This is a genomic window from Nocardia sienata NBRC 100364, from assembly GCF_001613205.1.
GTDB classification, from domain to species: domain Bacteria; phylum Actinomycetota; class Actinomycetes; order Mycobacteriales; family Mycobacteriaceae; genus Nocardia; species Nocardia sienata.
The window spans coordinates 156,918-178,397 of the sequence record NZ_BDBX01000019.1 but is presented as its reverse complement, the minus strand read 5'-3'; the positions used below and the strand labels follow the sequence as shown (position 1 = coordinate 178,397).

Annotated in this window: 17 protein-coding genes; 4 read left to right on the top strand and 13 right to left on the bottom strand. The window is 69.2% G+C overall.

Annotated features, from left to right (window positions below; genetic code table 11):
- Positions 1-20: 20 nt before the first annotated feature.
- Positions 21-2,525: a Tex family protein gene (locus tag NS4_RS12425; protein ID WP_281218981.1), complete on the bottom strand. Its 2,505-nt coding sequence runs from the start codon at positions 2,523-2,525 to the stop codon at positions 21-23.
- A 118-nt stretch (positions 2,526-2,643) separates the two neighbouring features.
- Positions 2,644-4,269 (bottom strand): AMP-binding protein, encoded by a 1,626-nt coding sequence (locus NS4_RS12420; protein ID WP_063059651.1) that lies wholly within the window; start codon positions 4,267-4,269, stop codon positions 2,644-2,646.
- A 90-nt stretch (positions 4,270-4,359) separates the two neighbouring features.
- Here NS4_RS12420 and NS4_RS12415 point away from each other — a divergent pair, with 90 nt between their 5' ends.
- Positions 4,360-5,214: a helix-turn-helix transcriptional regulator gene (locus NS4_RS12415; RefSeq protein ID WP_063059650.1), complete on the top strand. Its 855-nt coding sequence runs from the start codon at positions 4,360-4,362 to the stop codon at positions 5,212-5,214.
- A gap of 135 nt (positions 5,215-5,349) precedes the next feature.
- Here NS4_RS12415 and trmD read toward each other — a convergent pair whose 3' ends face one another.
- Genes trmD through rpsP form a run of 4 tightly spaced genes read right to left on the bottom strand, consistent with a single transcriptional unit; the run spans position 5,350 to position 7,260 of the window.
- The gene (gene trmD, locus NS4_RS12410) at positions 5,350-6,036 is read right to left on the bottom strand and encodes a tRNA (guanosine(37)-N1)-methyltransferase TrmD (protein WP_063059710.1); all 687 of its coding nucleotides are present in this window, start codon (positions 6,034-6,036) and stop codon (positions 5,350-5,352) included.
- Between the two features lie 13 nt (positions 6,037-6,049).
- A complete protein-coding gene (rimM, locus tag NS4_RS12405; RefSeq protein WP_063059649.1) occupies positions 6,050-6,574 on the bottom strand; it encodes a ribosome maturation factor RimM in 525 nt (174 codons plus the stop codon).
- The gene (locus tag NS4_RS12400) at positions 6,575-6,817 is read right to left on the bottom strand and encodes an RNA-binding protein (RefSeq protein WP_030521790.1); all 243 of its coding nucleotides are present in this window, start codon (positions 6,815-6,817) and stop codon (positions 6,575-6,577) included.
- Positions 6,817-7,260 (bottom strand): 30S ribosomal protein S16, encoded by a 444-nt coding sequence (rpsP, locus tag NS4_RS12395; RefSeq protein WP_063059648.1) that lies wholly within the window; start codon positions 7,258-7,260, stop codon positions 6,817-6,819. The genes NS4_RS12400 and rpsP overlap by 1 nt, the downstream gene beginning before the upstream one ends.
- A gap of 327 nt (positions 7,261-7,587) precedes the next feature.
- Between rpsP and NS4_RS12390 the strand changes: the two genes are divergently transcribed.
- Positions 7,588-9,474: a vWA domain-containing protein gene (locus tag NS4_RS12390; RefSeq protein WP_084487150.1), complete on the top strand. Its 1,887-nt coding sequence runs from the start codon at positions 7,588-7,590 to the stop codon at positions 9,472-9,474.
- 386 nt (positions 9,475-9,860) lie between these two features.
- On the opposite strand, the gene ffh is transcribed toward NS4_RS12390, so the two are convergent.
- From ffh to NS4_RS12360, 6 genes are all read right to left on the bottom strand, one after another.
- The gene (gene ffh, locus NS4_RS12385) at positions 9,861-11,420 is read right to left on the bottom strand and encodes a signal recognition particle protein (RefSeq protein ID WP_063059647.1); all 1,560 of its coding nucleotides are present in this window, start codon (positions 11,418-11,420) and stop codon (positions 9,861-9,863) included.
- A gap of 272 nt (positions 11,421-11,692) precedes the next feature.
- Positions 11,693-12,034 (bottom strand): hypothetical protein, encoded by a 342-nt coding sequence (locus tag NS4_RS12380; RefSeq protein WP_084487148.1) that lies wholly within the window; start codon positions 12,032-12,034, stop codon positions 11,693-11,695.
- A gap of 126 nt (positions 12,035-12,160) precedes the next feature.
- Positions 12,161-14,623, bottom strand: coding sequence for a [protein-PII] uridylyltransferase (locus NS4_RS12375; RefSeq protein WP_084487165.1), 2,463 nt, complete (start codon positions 14,621-14,623; stop codon positions 12,161-12,163).
- 109 nt (positions 14,624-14,732) lie between these two features.
- A complete protein-coding gene (locus NS4_RS12370) occupies positions 14,733-15,071 on the bottom strand; it encodes a P-II family nitrogen regulator (RefSeq protein ID WP_030521796.1) in 339 nt (112 codons plus the stop codon).
- Between the two features lie 5 nt (positions 15,072-15,076).
- Positions 15,077-16,381, bottom strand: a complete 1,305-nt coding sequence (locus tag NS4_RS12365) for an ammonium transporter (protein ID WP_157106017.1) — start codon at positions 16,379-16,381, stop codon at positions 15,077-15,079.
- A gap of 214 nt (positions 16,382-16,595) precedes the next feature.
- Positions 16,596-18,062, bottom strand: coding sequence for an FAD/NAD(P)-binding protein (locus NS4_RS12360; RefSeq protein WP_063059645.1), 1,467 nt, complete (start codon positions 18,060-18,062; stop codon positions 16,596-16,598).
- Between the two features lie 156 nt (positions 18,063-18,218).
- Between NS4_RS12360 and NS4_RS12355 the strand changes: the two genes are divergently transcribed.
- Entirely contained in the window at positions 18,219-19,325 is a 1,107-nt protein-coding gene (locus tag NS4_RS12355; RefSeq protein ID WP_063059644.1) for a helix-turn-helix transcriptional regulator, read from the top strand.
- 31 nt (positions 19,326-19,356) lie between these two features.
- Here NS4_RS12355 and ftsY read toward each other — a convergent pair whose 3' ends face one another.
- Complete coding sequence (ftsY, locus tag NS4_RS12350) at positions 19,357-20,907, bottom strand: signal recognition particle-docking protein FtsY (RefSeq protein WP_063059706.1); 1,551 nt, start codon at positions 20,905-20,907, stop codon at positions 19,357-19,359.
- A gap of 176 nt (positions 20,908-21,083) precedes the next feature.
- On the opposite strand from ftsY, the gene NS4_RS12345 reads away from it, so the two are divergent.
- A complete protein-coding gene (locus tag NS4_RS12345) occupies positions 21,084-21,473 on the top strand; it encodes a DUF2237 family protein (protein ID WP_030521801.1) in 390 nt (129 codons plus the stop codon).
- Positions 21,474-21,480 lie beyond the last annotated feature (7 nt).

Genomic DNA, 21,480 nt, shown 5'->3' with positions numbered 1-21,480 from the left:
GCCCCCGATTCAGCTCGTGGTCACTTCCCGAAACCCGCCCGGCGCAGCGCGTCGGCCATGGCCCCGTTCACAGGGGCATTATCGCGCCGGCCGTCCCGGCCCTGCCCGCGATTGCGTCCTTGACCACCACCGTTGCCGCCACCGCGACTGCCGGTGCTCTGGCCGTTGCCCTGCACACCGCGGTTCTTCTCGGTGCGGCCCTGACCGCGGGCGCCACCGTCGCGGCCACCGGTGCGGGCGCCACCGTCGCGGCCACCGGTGCGGGCGCCACCGTCGCGGCCACCCTGGCCGCGGCCACGGTCGCCGGGCGCCTGCCCGCGTTCGGGCTTACCCGTCCCGGGTTCGTCGTCGAGGCGCAGCGACAATCCGATGCGCTGGCGCGCGACATCGACCTCGAGCACCTTCACCTTGACCACATCGCCGGATTTGACCACCTCACGCGGGTCGCGCACGAAATTGCGCGACATCGCCGAGACATGGACCAGACCGTCCTGGTGCACACCGACGTCGACGAAGGCACCGAAAGCGGCGACATTGGTCACGACACCCTCCAGCACCATTCCCGGCTCCAGATCGGCGACCTTCTCGATACCCGCCGCGAATTCCGCGGTCTTGAACTCCGGGCGCGGATCGCGGCCGGGCTTCTCGAGTTCGCTGATGATGTCGGTGACCGTGGGAACACCGAATTTCTCATCGGTGAAATCGGCCGGGCGCAGCGTGCGCAGGATTGCGCCGTTGCCGATGACCTCGGCGATTCCGGTACCGGTGGAATCGAGGATCCGGCGCACCACCGGATAGGCCTCCGGGTGCACGGCCGAGGTGTCGAGCGGATCGTCCCCGCCGCGGATCCGCAGGAAGCCCGCGCACTGTTCGAACGCCTTGGGGCCCAGCCGCGGTACGTCGAGCAGGGCGGTACGGCTGCGGAAGGGACCGTTCTGGTCGCGGTGGGCCACAATGCTCTCGGCCACCGACCCGGTGACGCCGGAGACCCGCGACAGCAGCGGCACCGAGGCGGTGTTCACATCGACACCCACCGCGTTCACCGCGTCCTCCACCACCGCGCCCAGCGACCGGGCCAGCAGCGTTTCCGAGACGTCGTGCTGGTACTGGCCGACACCGATCGATTTCGGTTCGATCTTGACCAGTTCGGCCAGCGGATCCTGCAACCGGCGCGCGATGGAGACCGCGCCGCGCAGCGAAACGTCGAGATCGGGCAATTCCTGGCTGGCGTAAGCGGAGGCGGAGTACACCGACGCCCCGGCCTCGGAGACCACGATCTTGGTCGGTTTGTTCTCCGGGATCCGTTCGATGAGTTGTGCGGCCAGCGCGTCGGTCTCCCGGGAGGCCGTGCCGTTGCCGATGGCGATGAGTTCGACGCCGAACCGAGCCACCAGCGCACCGAGTACCGCCAGCGACTTCTCGGTCTGGTTCTGCGGTTTGTGCGGGTACACGACCTCGGTCGCGACAACCTTGCCGGTGCCGTCGACCACGGCGACCTTGACGCCGGTGCGATAGCCCGGATCCAGGCCCATGGTGGTACGGGTACCGGCCGGCGCGGCCAGCAGCAGATCGCGCAGATTGGCGGCGAAGACATCCACCGCATCGCGTTCGGCGGCCTGCCGCAACCGCATCCGGGTGTCGATACCCAGGCTCACCTGGAGTTTTGTCCGCCAGGCCCAGCGCACGGTGTCCAGCAGCCAACCGTCGGCGGCGCGTCCGGCCTCGGCGATCGAGAACCGCTGGGCGATCCGCGCCTCGTAGACGCTGCGTTCGCCGGGTGCGAGCTCGGAATCGGCGGGTTCGGGGTCGAGCTGCAGGCTGAGCACCTCTTCCTTCTCCCCGCGCAGCAGCGCCAGGATGCGGTGGGAGGGCAGGGTGGCGAATTCCTCGCCGAATTCGAAGTAGTCGGCGAATTTCGCCCCGGCCTCTTCCTTACCGGGGCGTACCGTGGCGGTGAGACGGCCCCGGTTCCACATGAGTTCACGGAGTTCGCCCACCAGATCGGCGTCTTCGGCGAACCGCTCGACGAGGATGGCACGCGCGCCCTCGAGCTGTTCGGCGGAGTAGCCGGCCGGGTCGGTGTCCGGATTCTCCAGCAGCGCGTCGGCGACGGGTTCGTGCCCGGCTTCGCGCGCGATCTGAGCCTTGGTGCGGCGCTTGGGCTTATAGGGCAGGTAGATGTCCTCGAGCCGGGCCTTGGTCTCGGCCAGCAGCAGCTGCCGGTGCAGCGCATCGTCGAGTTTGCCCTGGCCGCGAATGGATTCGATGATGGTGGCCCGGCGCTCGTCGAGTTCGCGCAGATAGTGCAGGCGTTCCTCGAGCGTACGCAGCTGGGCGTCGTCCAGCCCGCCGGTGACCTCCTTGCGGTACCGGGCGATGAACGGCACCGTCGACCCGGCGTCCAGTAGCTCGACGGCCGCCCGGACCTGGTTCTCCCGCACCGAGAGCTCGTCGGCGATGCGCCGGCTGACGGGGCCGGACACCACCGGGCCGGTACCGGGGTCTGCGGGCGAGTCGGTGGGGATGGTCTCGGGGTCCGAGGTCTGCGGCACTGTCGTCACCACCCGCACACTACATTCGCCCGGCGACAGCCGGACCGCGCCCGGCCCCGGCTCGTCCCGGGGCCGGGCACAGCGAGCACGGTCATCCGGCGGCACGCCCCTGCTGCCGCAACAGGAACCGCTGCACCTTGCCACTGGGGGTCTTGGGCAGCGTGTCGACGAAATGCACCCGGCGCGGGTAGGCGTGCGCGGCGAACTTCTGCTTCACCAATGTCTGCAGCTGCGCTTCCAGTTCCGGGGTACCGGCAGTGTCACCGCGCAGCACCACGAACGCCTCGAGCACTTCGCCGCGCAACTCGTCGGGGAGTCCGACGACGGCGGCCTCGGCGACCTCGTCGTGCAGCACCAGCACGCTTTCGACGTCGAACGGGCCGATCCGGTACCCGGACATGATGATCACATCGTCGTCGCGGGCGGAGAAGTGGAAGTATCCGTCGGCATCACGAGAACCGGCGTCGCCGGTGAGATACCAGCGACCGTCGGCGGTGAAGCGCTGCGCGGTCTGTTCGGGCGCGTCCAGATAGCCGAGGAACCACAGCAGCGCACTGCGTTCGGCGTCGATGGCGATCCGGCCCAGCTCACCGTCGGGAGCTTCGGTATCCGCGTCGTCGGCCAGGACGGCGCAGGCCCAGCCCGGGAGCGGGCGGCCCATGGAACCCGCCGGCGCGGCCGTATCGAGATCGTCGTGCCAGGCATTGCAGATGACCATGCCGTGCTCGGTCTGGCCGTAGTGGTCGCGGACCGCCACGCCGAGATGTTCCGCCGACCAGGCCACCACCTCGGGTGTCAGCGGTTCACCCGCGGAGGAGGCCCGGCGCAGCCGGACCGGGTTGCCGGGCTCGCCGGCGCGCAGGGCCCGATAGACGGTGGGCGCGGCCGCGAAATTGGTGACCCCGAAGCGTTCCAGCACTTGCCAGGTCAGCGCCGGGGAGAACCCGGCGTGTAGCAGCAGGCTGCGTGTTCCGGACACCAGCGGACCGAGGATCGCGTAGTAGAGACCGTAGGCCCAGCCCGGGTCGGCGGCGTTCCAGAAGACGTCGTCGGGGCGGACGTCCAGCGCGAACTCCTGATAGGCGTGGAACGACGCGAGGGCGCGCACCGGAATCGGCACCCCCTTGGGAGTGCCGGTGGTGCCGCTGGTGAACAGCTGGACGAGCAGTCCGTCCCCACCCACCACGGCCGGTGGTTCGGTTCCGGCCCCGGCGGCCGGCAGCTCGCCCATCCGCAGGGCACCCGGAACATCGGTATCGCCGGTGACGACGGTGCGCCAGGGCGGATCCGCCGGCATATCCCCACCCGGCGCCAGCTTGCCGACCTGATCCGGATCGGCGATCACCACCGAAGCCCCGGAGGCCCGGAGCCGGAACGCGATGGCGGGCGGGGCGAATGCGGTGAACAGCGGGACGTGTACCGCTCCGCGACGCCAGATGCCGAGCAGCACCACCACCAGATCGACCGATTTCGCCATCAGCGTGGCGACCTGGTCGCCGGGGCCCACACCGAGCCCGGCCAGGGCCGCGGCGAAACGTTCGGACCGCGCGCGCAGCTCACCGTAGGTGAGATCGATCGCCGACAGATCGCTGTCGATTACCGTGAACGCGACAGCGTCGGCCGGATGCCGGTCGCACAGCAGCTCCGCCGCACAGGCGTCGAGCCCGTCGTATGCGTCCAGCAGTTCGCGTACCCGCGCGTTCGGATCGGCACCCATCTCACATCTCCTCGGTCGTCCGGCCGGTGTTGCCATAGGATGTAGGTCACACCAGGTCCGGCACTACCCCCGAAAAGGGGTGACAACCCCATGTCCACTCCCCCGCCGCTGCTGCGCCCGCGCGACAGCGACGCTTTGCGCGCCGAGATCCGCCGGCTGGCGGGTGTCGCCGGGGCGCCGGTGATCTTCGGTGGCGAGGTCAGCGCAGACACCCTGCGGCTGACCGAGTTCGCCGGGGTCCGGACCAACGGTCTACGAGGCCTGTCGGTGACCCGCGCGTCCGGGTTGGGTGGCCGGGTCGTGGATTCGCTTCGGCCCGCCGCGGTTTCCGACTACGGCAACGCGCTCTCGATCACGCACCACTACGACGGGCCGGTCCTCGGCGAGGGGCTCCGGTCGGTGGTCGCGGTACCGGTGGTGGTGTCGGGTCGTTCCCGGGCGGTGCTGTACGCGGCGACCAGGGGCCCTGGTCCCCTCGGCGACCGGACCGCCGACGCACTGGTGCAGGCCGGGCGCCGGCTCGCCACCGAGATCGGCGTACGCGACGAGGTGGACCGGCGGCTGCGCCTGCTGGATATGGCCGCCCCCGCCCCCGCTGCCGACGGTGCGGTGGCCGAGGAGTTGCGCGCGGTCCAGGCCGAGTTGCGCGCCATCGCGGACGCGGCCGGCGACGAGCATATGCGGGACAAGTTGCGGGAGGTCGGTGAGCGGCTCACCCGCGCACTCGCCGGAGCGCCCGTCCCCGATGCGCCGCGGCTCGCGCGCCGCGAAATCGACATACTGTCGCAGGTCGCGCTGGGTTGCTCCAACAAAGTTGTCGCGCAACGACTGTCGCTGGGCCCGGAAACGGTGAAGAGTTATCTGCGCAGCGCGATGCGCAAACTCGACGCCCATTCCCGGCACGAGGCCGTGGCCACCGCCCGCCGCCTCGGCATCATCGCCTGATCGCGCCGACCGTCACGTGGACTCGGCGCCTACCGCGCGATGGTCGGGATCGACCCGCACTCCGCCGGTCCCGAATCGCCGCCCGATTCTTACTCGGCCTGTTCGGCCGGGAAGCGTTGCGCCGCAGCGAGCGGCTCAGTCGGTATCGGGCAGCAGATCCGGCCGCCGTTCCCGGGTGCGGATCAGCGACTGCTCCCGCCGCCAGGCCGCGATCCGGGCATGGTCTCCGGACAGCAAAATCTGCGGGACCTCGAGTCCCCGCCAGCTCACCGGGCGGGTGTAGCTGGGGCCCTCGAGCAACCCGTCGGAGAACGAATCCTGCTCGTGGGACTGCTGATTGCCGAGTACGCCGGGAATCAACCGGACCACCGCCTCGGTCATCACCAGGACCGCGGCCTCGCCGCCGATCAGGACGTAGTCGCCGATACTGACCTCTTCGACGCGGACCCGGCGGGCCGCGTCGTCGAACACCCGCTGATCGATCCCCTCGTACCGTCCGCAGGCGAACACCAGGTGTTGCTCTCCGGCCCACCGCTGCGCGGTCTCCTGGGTGAAGGGCACACCGGCGGGTGTGGGAACCACGAGCAGCGCGTCGTCCGGGCACACCGCATCCAGCGCGTCCCCCCAGACGACAGGTTTCATCACCATGCCGGGTCCACCGCCGTAGGGCGAATCATCGACGGATTTGTGCACATCGTGGGTCCAGCGCCGCAGATCGTGGACCTCCACCGATACGACACCCTTGTCGATGGCCTTGCCCAGCAGCGCGGTCCGCAACGGGTCCAGGTATTCCGGGAAGATGGTGACCACGTCGATCCTCATGACGCCGTCCACCTCATTCCGGATCCAGCAGGCCTTCGGGCGGGTCGATCACGATCAGCGCGTCGGCGATCGACACCGTCGGCACGATGGCGGTGACGAAGGGGATCAGAATCTCCCGCCCGTCCGCGTCGGCGCGGACGGAGAGCAGTTCACCGGCCGCCGAATGCAGCACTTCGGTGACGGTGCCGACGGCGGTGCCGTCGGTGAGCTGTACGCGCAGACCCTCGAGTTCGTGATCGTAGAACTCGTCGGGGTCCTCCGACGGCCCGAGCTCATCGCTGTCCACCAGCAGCAGCGTGCCGCGCAGGGCGTCGGCGGTGGTCCGGTCGGTGACACCCGCCAGTGTCACCAGAAGCCGGCCCGAATGTTCCCGGGCCGACTCCACGGTGAAGTCACGGACCTGATCCGATCGCGCCGCACGCCCCCGCAACACCGCGCCGGGCGCGAAGCGTGCCTCCGGTTCGTCGGTGCGCACCTCGACGACCAGTTCGCCCCGCACACCGTGCGAGCGGGCGACCCGGCCCACGACGAGTTCCATCTACTGGTCGGTGTCGACCACGTCGACCCGGATACCCCGTCCGCCGATACCGGCGACCAGGGTACGCAGGGCGGTCGCGGTGCGGCCGCCCCGGCCGATGACCTTGCCCAGGTCATCGGGGTGGACGTGCACCTCGACGGTGCGCCCGCGGCGGCCGGTGATCAGCTCGACACGGACATCATCGGGGTTGGCGACGATACCGCGAACCAGGTGTTCCACGGCATCGGCGACGACGACGCTCATTACTCGGCGGCCTCAGCGGACTCGGTCGCCCCGGCGGCGTCCTCTTCCTTGTCCTTCTTGGCCTTCTTCTTGGGGGTGATGGCCTCGGCGACCGGCTCGTTCTCGGCGGCGGCCAGCGCGGCGTTGAACAGGTCCAGCTTGGACGGCTTGGGCTCGGCGACCTTCAGGGTCCCCTCGGCACCCGGCAGGCCCTTGAACTTCTGCCAGTCGCCGGTGATCTCCAGGAGCCGCTGCACCGGTTCGGTCGGCTGCGCGCCGACACCCAGCCAGTACTGCGCCCGCTCCGAGTCGATCTCGATCAGCGAAGGCTCTTCCTTCGGGTGGTACTTGCCGATGGACTCGATGGCCCGGCCGTCACGACGGGTGCGGGCGTCCGCGACGACGACGCGGTACTGCGGGTTGCGGATCTTGCCCATACGGGTGAGCTTGATGCGAACAGCCATCTGCTGATCTGCCTTTCATAGTGGTCACGGCGCAATTCAGCGACTCACGCGGTCTCGCGAGCCCGGTTTTGCGAATGAAGTGTGTGACCGCCGCGCGGTACGTGACCGGAGACGGGCTGACACTGTCCAGAAGGACGGTCGACCATTCTGCCAGACGCCGCGGCCGACCCGGAAACCGCCCGGGTCCGCGAGCTCACGGGCGGCGCCGGGGCGTGTCGTCCCCGTCGGCGGGGATCCGCCGGTTGGCAACTGGTCAGTCGTCTGAGTAGCGTCCGACCGGCCGTATCCGGGCAGGATCCGGCCGAGTCGAATGGGAGTACCGACCACGTGTCATTCTCGAACAGAATTCTGGCCGCGGCCGCGGCCGGGGTGATCGGTCTGGTACCGGTCTCGGTTCCGGCCCTGGCCCAGCAGTCACCGCAGCAGCCGGAGTACGCGCCGACCATGCTGGTCCTGGACGCCTCGGGCTCCATGGCGGCGCCCGACCCCGGCAGCGGCACCAAGATGGACGCGGCGAAGAACGCGGTGCGGTCGTTCGTGACCGCGGCACCGGCGATGGCGGAGGTCGGGCTGACCGTGTACGGCACGTCCACGGGATCCGCGGACGCGGAGAAGGACGCCGGCTGCCGCGACGTCCAGGTGCTGCATCCGGCCGAGACCCTCGACAGGCCCGCGCTGACCGGCGCCACGGACCGGATCGTGCCCAGCGGTTACACCCCCATCGGGACCTCCTTGCGGACCGCCGCCGCGGCCCTGCCCCAGGAGGGTCCGCGTTCGATCGTGCTGGTCTCCGACGGCCTGGACACCTGCGCGCCGCCGGACCCGTGCGAGGTCGCGCGCGAACTGTCCGCCCAGGGCGCCGAGGTCGTGGTGCACGCCATCGGCTTCGGTGTCGACGATCCGTCCCGAGCCCAGCTGACCTGTATCGCCCAGGCCACCGGCGGCACCTATACCGATGCCGTGGACGGGAAGGCCCTGGAACAGGTCCTTCCGCGGGTGACCGCCACCGCCCTGCGTACCTACGCACCCGCCGGCAGCCCGATTGCGGGTACCGCGGGATACCGGGACGCACCGCTTGCCGCGGCGGGCCAGCACCTGGATGTACTCGGGCAGCGCGTGCCGCGCTATTACGCGGTGGACGTACCCGACGATGCGACGGCCTATTTCAGCGCCACCGTCTCCTTCCCGCGCGGCGGGGACGCCGTGTTCGCGAACAACCGCCTCGACCTGCGGGTCTACGGCACCGACGGCGAAGACTGCCATGTGTACGAGAACGAGCTGGCCACCCGCTCCACCGACGGTGTGGCGCTGACCGTGGGCACCGCGTGGACAGGCGCGGCCGAACCCGACACCGGCAGTCCGAGCACCGACCGGTGCCGGGGCGGCGGACGCTACTACTTCGCCCTGGAATGGGCTCATGTCGCCGAGAACGCTCCGGCGCAACTGCCGGTGGAGTTGCTGATCGGCGTGGAGCCCGCGGTCACCGATCCGGGGCCCGCCCCGGACCCGGATCCGGTGGAGTTCGCCGCACCGGACGGGGTGACCGTCCCGGCGATCGGCGGTGGCTCGTTCGATGTCGCGGCCGTCCTGTCCGGTTCCGGCCGGTACACCGATACTCTGCAGCGCGGCGAGTTCGTCTTCTACCGGGTGAAACTGGAGTGGGGCCAGGGACTGGCATACCGGGTGCGGTTCGCCGCGACCCCCGACCGCGGCAGTGACTACGTCTCGAATATCGCCACCACGCTCTACAACCCGTACCGGGCCGAACTCGATTTCGATTTCGCCGCCTACACCGGGACCGAGAACATTCTGCCGAGCAACGACACGGCGCTGGCCACCACACCGATCAGGTTCCTGAACCGGGAGGCCGCCGATCACACGATGCACGACCAGGCGGTGGCGGGCTGGTACTACATCGCGGTGAAGCTGGGCCCCGCCCACGGCGAACGGGCCCGGGTCGCGCCGGTGCCGGTCGAGCTGGAGGTGGATATCACCGGCAAGCCCGAGCCGGGGCCGCGCTACGCAGGCGATTCCGCGAGTCCGGGCACCTTCGGCACAGACCCGCAGCAGACCGGTGCGCCGGATCCCGCCGCCGCGGCCGACACAGCGGCCGACGGCCTATCGCCGCTGGTGTGGGTGGCCGTCGGTGGCGCGGTGCTGGTGATCTCGGCGGCGACGATCGCCTTCCTGCTCAGCCGTCGCAGGAAGCGCTGACCGACCTCGTCGGGGCGCAGCCGATGCGCACCCGCCCGCTGTGCCCCGTTTCCCGGCCGCGCCCCCAACACCGATTGGTCGCGCCCCCAACACCGGTCCCGGTCGGTCTCGGTCTCGGACTCGGACTCGGACTCGGACTCGGACTCGGACTCGGACTCGGACTCGGACTCGGAGCATCGAACCCCGACGCAACCACGAACAGCGAACACCAAATCCCGACGCAACCCAATGCGTCGAGTTTTACGAGACACAACAAAGGGTTGAGGCCCGTCTCGCCGTTCAGGCCTCGAAGCACATGCGCCGAAGGCGCGAGTCTCGAGGCCTGAACGGCGAAACACTAGGGGACCTCAACCCCGCGACGCCGCAGGCGGCGCCAATAACACAGCTCACTTATCCGGGAACTTGAACTTGGAGAGATCGAAGTTCTCCAGCCCCGGGGGCAGTTGATCGAGGCCGGGGGGCATATTGGACAGATCCGGCATGCCGCCGCCGGGCAGGCCCGGCATACCGGGGAATCCGCCGCGCGTCTTCGGCTGGGTGGGTCCGCGCCCGCCCTTCTTGCCCTTCTTGCCCTTCTGTTTCTTGTTACGACGGTTGGCGCCGGGCATCCCCATCTGCCGGCCCATCATGGTCATCATCTTGCGGGCCTCGAAGAACCGATCGACCAGTTGGTTGACATCGGAGACCTGGACTCCCGACCCGTTGGCGATGCGCAACCTGCGGGAGGCGTTGATGATCTTCGGGTTCTCCCGCTCGGCGGGGGTCATACCGCGGATGATCGCCTGCACCCGGTCGAGCTGTTTGTCGTCGACCTGGGCGAGGACGTCCTTCATCTGACCGGCGCCCGGCAGCATTCCGAGCAGATTGCCGATGGGTCCCATCTTGCGGATGGCCAGCATCTGGTCGAGGAAATCCTCGAGGGTGAGCTCGCCACTGCCGATCTTGCGCGCCGCCTCTTCGGCCTGCTGCGCGTCGTAGACCTGTTCGGCCTGTTCGATGAGGGTGAGCACATCGCCCATACCGAGGATGCGGCTCGCCATCCGGTCGGGATGGAAGACGTCGAAATCCTCGAGTTTCTCGCCGGTGGAGGCGAACATGATCGGCGCGCCGGTGACATTACGCACGCTCAGCGCCGCGCCGCCGCGGGCGTCGCCGTCGAGTTTGGTGAGCACCACACCGGTGAAGCCGACACCGTCGCGGAAGGCCTCGGCGGTGGAGACCGCGTCCTGGCCGATCATGGCGTCGAGGACGAACAGGGTCTCGTCGGGTTTCACCGCGTCACGGATACCGGCGGCCTGCGCCATGAGTTCGGCGTCGATACCGAGCCGGCCGGCGGTGTCGACGATCACGACGTCGTACTGTTTGGCGCGTGCCTCGGCGAGACCGGATTCGGCCACCGCGACCGGATCGGCCGCGGTGATCCCGAGGGCGTTCTCGCCGCCGCCGATCGAGGTGCCGGGATGCGGCGCGAACACCGGCACACCGGCGCGTTCCCCGACCACCTGCAACTGGGTCACCGCGCCCGGGCGCTGCAGATCGCAGGCCACCAGCAGCGGCTGGTGCCCCTGGTCGCGCAGCCATTTGGCGAGCTTGCCGGCGAGCGTGGTCTTACCGGCACCCTGCAGACCGGCCAGCATGATCACCGTCGGCGGGGTCTTGGCCAGCGTCAGGCGCCGGGTCTCGCCGCCGAGGATCCCGACGAGTTCCTCGTTGACGATCTTGACGACCTGCTGGGCCGGGTTCAGCGCGGCCGAGACCTCCGCGCCCTTGGCCCGCTCCTTGATCCGGGCGATGAAACCGCGGACCACCGGCAGCGCGACGTCGGCCTCCAGCAGCGCCAAGCGGATCTCGCGGCAGGTGGCGTCGATATCGGCCGGCGACAGACGTCCCTTACCGCGAAGATCCTTCAGGGCACCGGTCAACCGGTCGGAAAGGGATTCGAACACCTGGCGCGCTCCTGATCTCGAGTGACGTCACTGAGTCCCAGGGTAATGGGCGTCCCAGAGTAGCGGGCGGCCCGGCGGGGCCGGGGCCCGCACCGGACTGCTCGCATACATCACCGGAGATGGTCACCGGGCAGCCGTACCGGAGACCGGCCGTGGCGCCCGTCCGCACACATCTCGACCGCACCCCGGAGGGCCGGTCTCCACGGTCGGGGTCCGCCCGGGTTATGGAGCGAAGGTACGCAGCGATCGAGCGGCGGAGTGAAGAACCGGGGTCACGAAGGCCCCGACCCCGCGGCGCCGGAGGTGTCGCCGATGTACTCGGTGGAGAACCCGCGACGGTAGTCGTGCTGTTCCACAGCAACCAGATAAGCCGCCTCGCGCCCGGTGAGCCCGAGCTCGCGGGAGAGGCTGTCCAGCCGCGACCAGTCGTCGTCGGGCGGTAGCCCGTTGGTCGCTACGGCGGCGGCCACATTCATCGCGGCCATCGCCTGGGGTTCGGTGAGTGTGCGCCCCGGCAACCAGGACACCACCCAATAGGCGTCACCTACACATCGGGCGATGTGCGGTGTCATATCGCTGGTCATGATCGACGAGGTCACCACTTGGATTGCCACCGACCTGCTCCCCTCATGAGCGCGACAGCTGACCACCCGAATGTTAGGGGCCCGATCACCCGCCATCGCCGACTCGCTGGCAAACGGTGAGCAATCGACGCGCAACGGTGACATTCTCCTCGAACGCTAGTTCTGGTCGGCCTCCGGAGATTTGCGCGGAGCCGGTCGCGGAACCACCCCCAGGATCGCCGATTCGAGCTCCGCGCGGCGATCGGGGCCGGATCGTTGCCCCAGATCCACGCAGAATACGTCCACCACGAACGAGCCCATCGTCACGACCTTCGCCCAGCGCACATCGGCGCCCGCACCCGCCAGCACCGCGGCCAACCTGCAGAGCAAACCGATTCGGTCCTCGGCCCGCAACTGCAGGATCAGCCGGCCGGGTATCGCGGTCTCCGCCCACAGCAACCGGGGCTCGGCCTGGGCCCGGCGCGCCGCGCCGAGGGTCTCTCGTTCCCGCGTCTCCAGCGCCGCGCGCACATCCAACTCCCCGGCCGCCGCCCGTTTGATCTCCTGCCGCAACAGGCCCGCATCCGGCGGGCCGCCGAAAGTCGGTGTCACCACGAAGGTGTTGATCGCCGAACCCCCCGCACCGCCGACCGACGCCGAGAGCACCCGCAGCGAATGCAGGGCCAGTACGCCCGCGGTGTTGGAGAGCAGTCCGGGGGTGTCCGGGGCGATCACGGTGGCGATATGGGTGTATTTCCCCTCGCCCGGCGTCAATTCGACGTGCACGCCGCCGCCGGCGGCGCGGGCCAGCAATTCCTCGGGGATGGGTTCGGGTTCGGGCAGGGCGTCCCCCGCCATCACGGTGCGGCAGCGGCGGACCAGTTCTCCGATCAGGGTCGCCTTCCAATCGCCCCATACGCCCGGGCCGGTGGCCAGCGAATCGGCCTCGGCCAGCGCGTGCAACAGTTCGAGCCGGCGTGGATCGTTGTCCAGCGCGTCGACCACGTACCGCACGGTGTCCGGATCGTCGATATCCCGATGCGTGGCGACATCGGGCAACAGCAGATGGTGGCGGACCATGGCACTCAGGATCTCCACATCCGAGGGCCACAGGCCCAGCCGGCGGCCGATATGGGTCGCCAGGTCGGCGCCCACCGCGCAGTGGTCCTCCACCCGGCCCTTGCCGATGTCGTGCAGCAGCGCTCCGAGGGCCAGCAGATCGGGCCGGGCCACCCGGGTACTCAGCGCGCTCGCGTAGGCCACCGTCTCCACCGAGTGCCGGTCCACCGTCCACACGTGCAGCGCGTCACGCGGCGGTAGATCCCGGACCGCGCCCCATTCCGGCAGTAGCCTGCCCCACAGACCGGTCCGGTCCAATGCCTCCACCGCGTCGATCACGCCCCGGCCCGCGCCGAGCAGCACCAGCAGATCGTTCAACGCGTCCTTGGGCCACGGCTCACGCAGTTCGGGCGCGTCCTCGGACAGGCGGTTCAGAGTCGTGGCCGACATCGGCAGTCCGGTCTGCGCGGAAGCCGCGGCCACCCGCAGCACCAGCCCCGGGTCGCGCTGGGGCCGGGCGTCCCTGGCCAGCACCACTTCTCCGGCGTGTTCGACCACGCCCTCGTCCAGCGGCCGCCGCACCGGCATCCGGCGCAAGCGGGCCAGACCGCGGCGCGGCAGCGTATTGCCCGCGGTGCGCAGTCCCACATCCACCGAATATCCGACGGTGCGCGCCGCATCGCTGAGCGTGCGCGCCAGATCGAACCGGTCACCGATACGCAGCGCAGCCCCGATCTCGTCGGCATCCTGGGCGCGCAACTGGTCGCGGGCCCGGCCCGCCACCCGGTGCAGTTCGGTGCGCACATCCAGGAGCCGCCGATGGGCCTGGGCCAGGCCACCACCGGGCGCGTCCGGGCCCAGCCCGGGCATGGCGTCGGTGAGCTGGGCGATCGCCAGCGCGTCCAGCAGCTGGATATCGCGCAATCCGCCGCGCCCGTTCTTCAGATCCGGTTCGCTGCGGTGAGCGACCTGACCGCTGCGTTCCCAGCGCGCGCGTACTCCGGCGACCAGTTCGTCGAAGCGACCCCGTATTCCGCTGCGCCAGTCCCCGCGGATCCCCGCGACCACCCGGTCGCTGAGATCGGAGTCACCCACGATGTGGCGGGCATCGAGCATGCCGAGCGCGGCCACCAGATCGTCGGAGGCCACCTTCAGGGCATGCGGTACCGTGCGCACACTGTGGTCGAGTTTGATATGCGCGTCCCACAGCGGATACCAGAGCCGGTCGGCGATCTCGGCGACCCGTTTCGGGTCCATATCCTCGTGTAACAGCACCAGATCCAGATCGGAGTACGGCAGCATCTCCCGGCGGCCGAGCCCGCCCACGGCCATGATCGCCAGCCCGCTGCCCGGCGTTATCCCCACTTCGGCGCCCTTGCTGGTGAGCCACAGCTCGTACAGATCGACCAGTGCCGCGCGCAGCGATTCGGCGTCCAGCCGCGGATGCCGCGGCGCGCCGCCACCCAGCAGTTGATCCCGGGCCCGCACCAGGTCCGCGGCACCGTGTGACAGTGCGGCCGCTTTTCCGGGCCGCCCGCCGCCGGCTCGCCCGGGCTCTCGATCCTGCCGGTTGTCTCGCAACGAAACCACCACCCGTTCACGCAGGCGACCCCGCCCCGACCGGTAACCGGTGGGAGCGGGGCCGCGTTGTCGTTGTGCACCCGCCGGCGCGCTCGATGCGCGCAGGGGTCTATAGCGCGTCGGTGCCGCGTTCCCCGGTCCGGACCCGGACGATTGTTTCGACCGGGGTCACCCAGACCTTGCCGTCGCCGATCTTGCCGGTGCGCGACGCCTCGACGATCAGATCCACTACCCGGTCCACCGTCGCGTCGTCGACCACGACCTCGACCCGCACCTTCGGCACGAAATCCACCGAGTACTCGGCCCCGCGGTAGACCTCGGTGTGGCCCTTCTGCCGTCCGTATCCCTGGACCTCGCTCACGGTCATACCGAATACGCCCGCCTGCTCCAGGCCGGTCTTGACGTCTTCGAGCGTGAACGGCTTGACGATTGCGGTGATCAGTTTCATGGGGTTCATGCCTCCTTGACGGCCGAGCGTGCGGTTCCACCCAGTGCAGCGAAATCGTATGCCGTCTCCGCGTGCTCGGAATCGTCCATACCATTGGATTCCGCCTCGGCGTCGGCGCGCAGGCCGATCGTGAACTTGATCGCGTACGCGATCACCAGAGCGATCACGAAGGAGTACACCAGAACCGCGACCGCGCCGAGGGCCTGCCGGCCCAGCAGCTCGAGGTCACCACCGTAGAACAGGCCTTGGGCACCGGCGGGCGCCTCGGGCGCGGCGAACAAGCCGATCAGCACCGTGCCGAGGATACCGCCGACCATGTGGATGCCCACGACGTCGAGCGAATCGTCGTAACCGAACTTGAACTTCAGGCTCACCGCCAGCGCGCACAGCACACCCGCGATGACGCCGATGGCCAGCGCGCCGAGGACGTTCACCGAGGAGCAGGAGGGTGTGATGGCCACCAGGCCGGCGACGATACCGGAGGCGGCGCCCAGCGAGGTCGGCTTGCCGTCGCGGATCTTCTCCACCACCAGCCAGCCGATCATCGCGGCGGCGGTGGCGACCAGCGTCGTGACGAAGGTGGCTCCGGCGACACCGTCGGCGGCCGCCGCGGACCCGGCGTTGAAACCGAACCAGCCGAACCACAGCAGCGCGGCGCCGAGCATGACGAAGGGCAGATTGTGCGGGCGGAAGGGAGTTTTCGGCCAGCCCGCGCGTTTACCGACCACAATGGCCAGCGCGAGCGCCGCGGCACCGGAGTTGATGTGGACGGCGGTACCACCGGCGAAGTCGATGGCCTCGACCTTCTCCATGATCCAGCCGCCACCCCAGACCCAGTGCGCGACCGGGAAGTACACCACGGTGGCCCAGATGGCGGCGAACACCAGCCAGGCGCTGAACTTCAGGCGGTCGGCCACCGCGCCGGAGATCAGCGCCACGGTGATGATCGCGAACATGGCCTGGAACGCGACGAATACCGTCGCGGGAATGGTTCCGATCAGCGGGACACCCGCCGATTCGTCGCCGAACCCGGCGATCAGGGTCTTCAGACCGAAGAACTGCCCGGGGTCGCCGAGTAGTCCGCCTTTGTCGGTGCCGAATGCGACCGAGAAGCCGTACAGCACCCAGAGCACGGTGACCACGCCCATCGCGCTGATGCTCATCATGATCATGTTGAGCACGTTCTTGCCACGGACCATACCGCCGTAGAAGAACGCCAGCCCGGGTGTCATCAACAGGACGAGCGCGGCGCTCGTCAGTAGCCATGCGGTGTCGCCGGCATTGGGCACGCCGATCACGGTTTCCACCAGTTTCCTCCCTCATCCTCTGGCCCGCCGCTCGCGCGATATCGGGCCCGCTACTGAAGGGTCCTCACTCGGTGTTTCATCCGTGACGCCCAGGTGTTTCACCTACGTGAATGGATCGCGCACCAATGTTTCGGGTGTGTTGCGCAAGCTGTGCGGAGGTTTCCGGACCGCTGTGCGACACGCCGGAAACCCCGTACCGGGACAAGACCCGCGGTCGTTATCGCGGCGCGGTGAGGGCGTATGCGAGCCGCGCCGCCTCGTGCGCGAGGCCCGTGGGGTCTGTCGCGATGAACGTCGAGGTGCTCGCGATATTGCCCTGCGCATACCAGGTGCGGTCGGGACGGCCCGAGAGGAGAAGTCTCCCGGTGCCGGGTTGAGTGGTCAGCCCCCCGAACGGATGCCGTTCGGCCGATGCGGCGGCCATCAGCGAACGAACCAACCCCTCGGCCGCCCGGGGCACGGTGTAGGCCGGTGGGTTGACGGCATTGATCACCACATCGGCGGTCCATTCGGTGTCGTCGGTCACCGTGAACCCGGCAGGTGAGTGTGGCCGGATCTTCTGCAATCCCGGCCGCAGCCGTACCTGGCCGGAATCGAGCAGTCGCAGCAGGATATCCGCGTTGTGCGGCACCATGGGCGAGCTCAGGCAATTGATGGTGCGGAAGTACGTGCTGCGCAACATCGTCTTGTCCTGCTCGCGCAACAGCGGCCACACCGCCGGCACGACGGTCCGGATGGCCCGCCCGAGGAGCCGCCGGCCTTGATGCGGGTCCGCCACCAGGGACAGCTGGCGCCGCAACCGCCGCACAGGAGGTTCGGTGTCGTTGCCGACGACCTCATCGGCCAGTGTCCCGAAATCCTGCCCGAGCTCGGAGAGCTCCTTGTCCATCAGTTCGATCAGTGTGGTGAGTGTCATCGGACCTCCGCTTTCGCGAGCCCGTCGCAACGCGTACTCGGGTGTCAGATACCGCGGCTCGTATCGGATGGGACGTTGCTGTACGGCGGGCAATACGCCGCTTCGGGACATCAGGGTGATCGAACCGGTGTGTCCGGTGGAGACCAGTCCGGTGACGATATCGACCGCGGTCAATCCGCTGCCGATGACGGCGACGTGCCGGTCCGGGGCAACCTCGGCCATCGTGCGGTAAAGGGGGTACGGCTCATGGACATACCCGGGCGCGGCGGCCAGCCCGTAATCGTCGTGTGGCTGTCCGCCACCGACGGACAGCACCGCGCGGTCCACTCGGAATGCGCCGTCGGCGGCAGTGTGCAAGGCGGCGTCGGTATCTCGCGAGAACCCGGTGACACCGGAGTTGACCACGCTGACCCGCCACCCGTTTCCGCGCAGGTCGCCGATGGCGGTACGCGCGGTGTGTTCCAGGTATTGTCCGTACACCGCGCGCGGCACCACCGGTAGGCCGAGTCCTTCGTCGAGGTAGCGGGCGAGTTCCGGGCGTTCCTGCAACCAACGCAGGTAATGATCCAGGTCGCCGCCGCGGGCGCTCATGGCCATCGGTGGTGCGTTCACTCGTACGGAGTCCTGGTCGTATTGGTATGCGCGGCCGCGCCAGACAGCGGCGGAGGTCTCGAACACGGTGATCTCCCCCGGCTCCGCGTCCGCGGCGGCGATCGCGTCGAGCAGGGCCACCGTAGCCATTCCCGCGCCGACGATTCCGATATGCATGGTTGATTCCTCTTCCGAGTCTCCGACGGATGTGCGCCGACCAGCCTCCTCGGCCACCGGGCGGGATCCCATCCCCCGATCAGGGGGTTTCGCGAGGTCGTACAACCCCTCGGTTGCGGGGTTGTACGACCCCACACGCACGGGAACCATGGCGGCATGAGCAAGTCGATCGGTGAGCCCCCCAGCGGACTTCTGGCGGGAATCGCCGCAGCGCCCGACGCGGCGGGCCTGTTCGCCGTGACGTCGGCCCGCCTGCGCCGGATCGCGCCCTTCGATGCGGCCGTATGGGTTGCCACCGATCCGATCAACGGGTTGACCGCGGCACCGGTGCGGATCGAGAACCTCCGGCCGGGGGGATGCGGCATCTATTGGGAATCGGAATTCCTCGTCGATGCCGTCAATCCCTTCCGGCATCTGACGAAGTCCGCGGTTCCGGTTTCCGGGTTGCGCGACGCCACCGGTGATCGTCCGCTGTCGAGCCCGCTGTATCGCGATTTCATGCGGCCCCGGGGCTTCGACGACGAATTGCGTGCCGTGTTCCGGGTCGACGGCAGGCCCTGGGGACAGGTCAGTCTGTTCCGCGAGCGCGGTCGAGCACCCTTCCGGGCCGAGGAGATGGCAGTGGTCGGCTCGTTGTCGAGCCCGGTGGCGCAGCGGCTGCGCTCGTACGCCCAATCCGCGCAGCCGCCGCGGCGGCCCACCGATACGCCGGGAATGCTGCTTTTCGACCGTGCGGGAAACCTGATGTCGATCAATGACGAGGCCCGCGATTTCCTCGCGGATATGCCGCCGGAGCCGCGCGCGGCGACGCCGTCCGGTCTCGACCTACCGCTACCGGTGTGGATTCGCAGCACCGTCGGTCGTGCCCGCGAGACGGGCGCGAACGCGCGAATCCGGATGCGCGCGCTCACCGGCGAGTGGCTGATATGTCATGCCTCGTGCCTGCGTGGTGCCGACGCCACCGACGGGATGACCGCGATGACGATCGGGCCCGCCCCGGTATCGGAGATCGCCACGCTGGTCATCGCCGCCTACGAGCTGACGCCCCGCGAGCGTGAGGTGACCGAACTGATCGCGCGCGGGCTGTCGACCACGGAGATCGCGAGCCGGCTGTTCCTGTCGCCGCACACGGTCCGAGACCATGTGAAGGCGATTTTCGAGAAGGTCGCCGTGGCGAGCCGGGGCGAGTTGGTCGCGAAACTCTATACCGAACACTACGAGCCGCTCATAGCGCCCGGGAGCGCCCGCGTCCACCGCCCGTAGCCAACAGTGAAGAGCCTCGTTTCTCGCGCACCTAGCCCAGCAGCGCGTCGACGAAGGCCGAGGGCTCGAACGGCGCCAGATCGTCGGCGCCCTCGCCCAGACCCACCAGTTTGACCGGAACGCCCAGCTCGTGCTGGATCTGGAAGACGATTCCGCCCTTGGCGGTGCCGTCGAGCTTGGTCAGTACGACACCGCTGATGTCCACCACTTCCGCGAAGATGCGCGCCTGCGCGAGACCGTTCTGGCCCACCGTGGCGTCGAGTACGAGCAGCACCTCGTCCACCGAAGCCTTCTTCTCCACCACCCGTTTGACCTTGCCCAGTTCGTCCATCAGCCCGGTCTTGGTGTGCAGCCGGCCTGCGGTGTCGATCAGGACCACGTCCACACCGGCGTCGATACCGGTGGAGACGGCGTCGAAGGCGACGGCTGCCGGATCGGCGCCCTCCCGGCCGCGCACGGTGTCCGCACCGACCCGCTCACCCCAGGTCTGCAGCTGGTCGGCCGCCGCGGCACGGAAGGTGTCCGCGGCGCCCAGCAGCACCCGGCGGCCGTCGGCGACCAGTACCCGGGCGAGTTTGCCGGTGGTGGTCGTCTTCCCGGTGCCGTTCACGCCGACCACGAGCAGGATCGACGGATGGTCGGCGTGCGGCAGCGCGCGCACCGAACGGTCCAGTTCCGGCCGCAGCGACTCGATCAGCACATCGCGCAGTACCGATCGCGCGTCCTCGGCGGTCCGGACACTGCGGGCGGCCATCTCCTCGCGCAGCCGTTCCACGATGACCGTGGTGACCGCGGTACCGATATCGGCCAGGACCAGCGTGTCCTCGACCTCTTCCCAGGAATCCTCGTCCAGGTCGCCACCGCCGAGCAGGCCCAGCAGGCTCTTGCCGACCGCGTTCTGCGACCGGGACAACCGGCCGCGCAACCGGGTCAGCCGACCCGAGGTCGGCGCGATCTCCTCGACCTCCGGCACCAGATGAGCTCCGGCGGCGGTATCGGGAGCCACCACCGCGGGCTCGGCACCTGCCTCGGCGGGCGCACTCGCCTGCTCGGCAGCCGGTTCGGCCGCGGTATCCGGGGTCGCGGGGCCACCGCCGGTCTCTGTAACCGGCCCGGTGCTGCCGGTGTCCGCCGGCGTCTCCGCGGTCTCGGGCGCGACGGTGTCGGTGCCGTCGGTGGTGACCGCACCGGACTCGGTTCCGGTCGGCGCGGTGTCGACGGTATCGGTTTCGGGCAGCGGTACATCGGTGATGCCGCGGCGCGGAGCGTCTCGCGGGATGGCGGCGTCGTCACCGATATGCGGCTGACCCTCCACATCGGTCCGCTCAGTGGGACTCGGAGCCGACGGTTCTGCGCGGCTGCCCCCCGGCGGCGCGGGGGCGGCGGTGACACCCTGGCCGCCTCGGCTGAAGGAGAAACCACCCGCCGCCTGATACCCACCCGACCGGTCGGTCAGCTCTCCCTTCTCCGCCGGCGCGGTCAGCGAGATCCGGCCGCGCTTGTACCGGACGAAACCGGCCACGAGCGCGACCAGCAGTACGGCGGCGATCACTGCGATCAGAATCCAGGCTTGCGCACTCACGCCGACCATCCTTCCAGAGCGGTACCGAGCGGTAGGTTACCCGGCCCGGCCCGCGCGGCGGAGGTCCGCACCCGCCGCCACGCACCCGGCACATCCCCAGCTCAGCCCCGCGAACACCACCGGTGAGATTTCTTGTCCTGCGGAACTTCTCGCGGCAGGCCAATAGGATCGGCGATGTGACCGATCGAAACGTGCTTGGGGGTCCGCTACAAGAGTGCGGCACCGATCCTCTGACCGGGTTCTACCGGGACGGCTGCTGCAGCACCGGCCCGGAGGACCTGGGCAGCCATACCGTGTGCACGGTCGTCACCGCAGAGTTCCTCGAGCATCAGGCGTCCATCGGAAACGATCTGAGCACGCCTCGTCCGGAGAACAATTTCCCCGGGCTCCAGCCGGGGGACAGATGGTGTGTCGTGGCGGTGCGCTGGTTACACGCGCACGAGGACGGTGTCGCCGCACCGGTGGTGCTGGCGGCGACCCATGAGAATGCCCTGGAAGTGATAGCTATGGAAATCCTGCGCAAATACGCGGTCGACGTGCCCGACGACGTCAGCGACCTGCTCTGAACGCCGG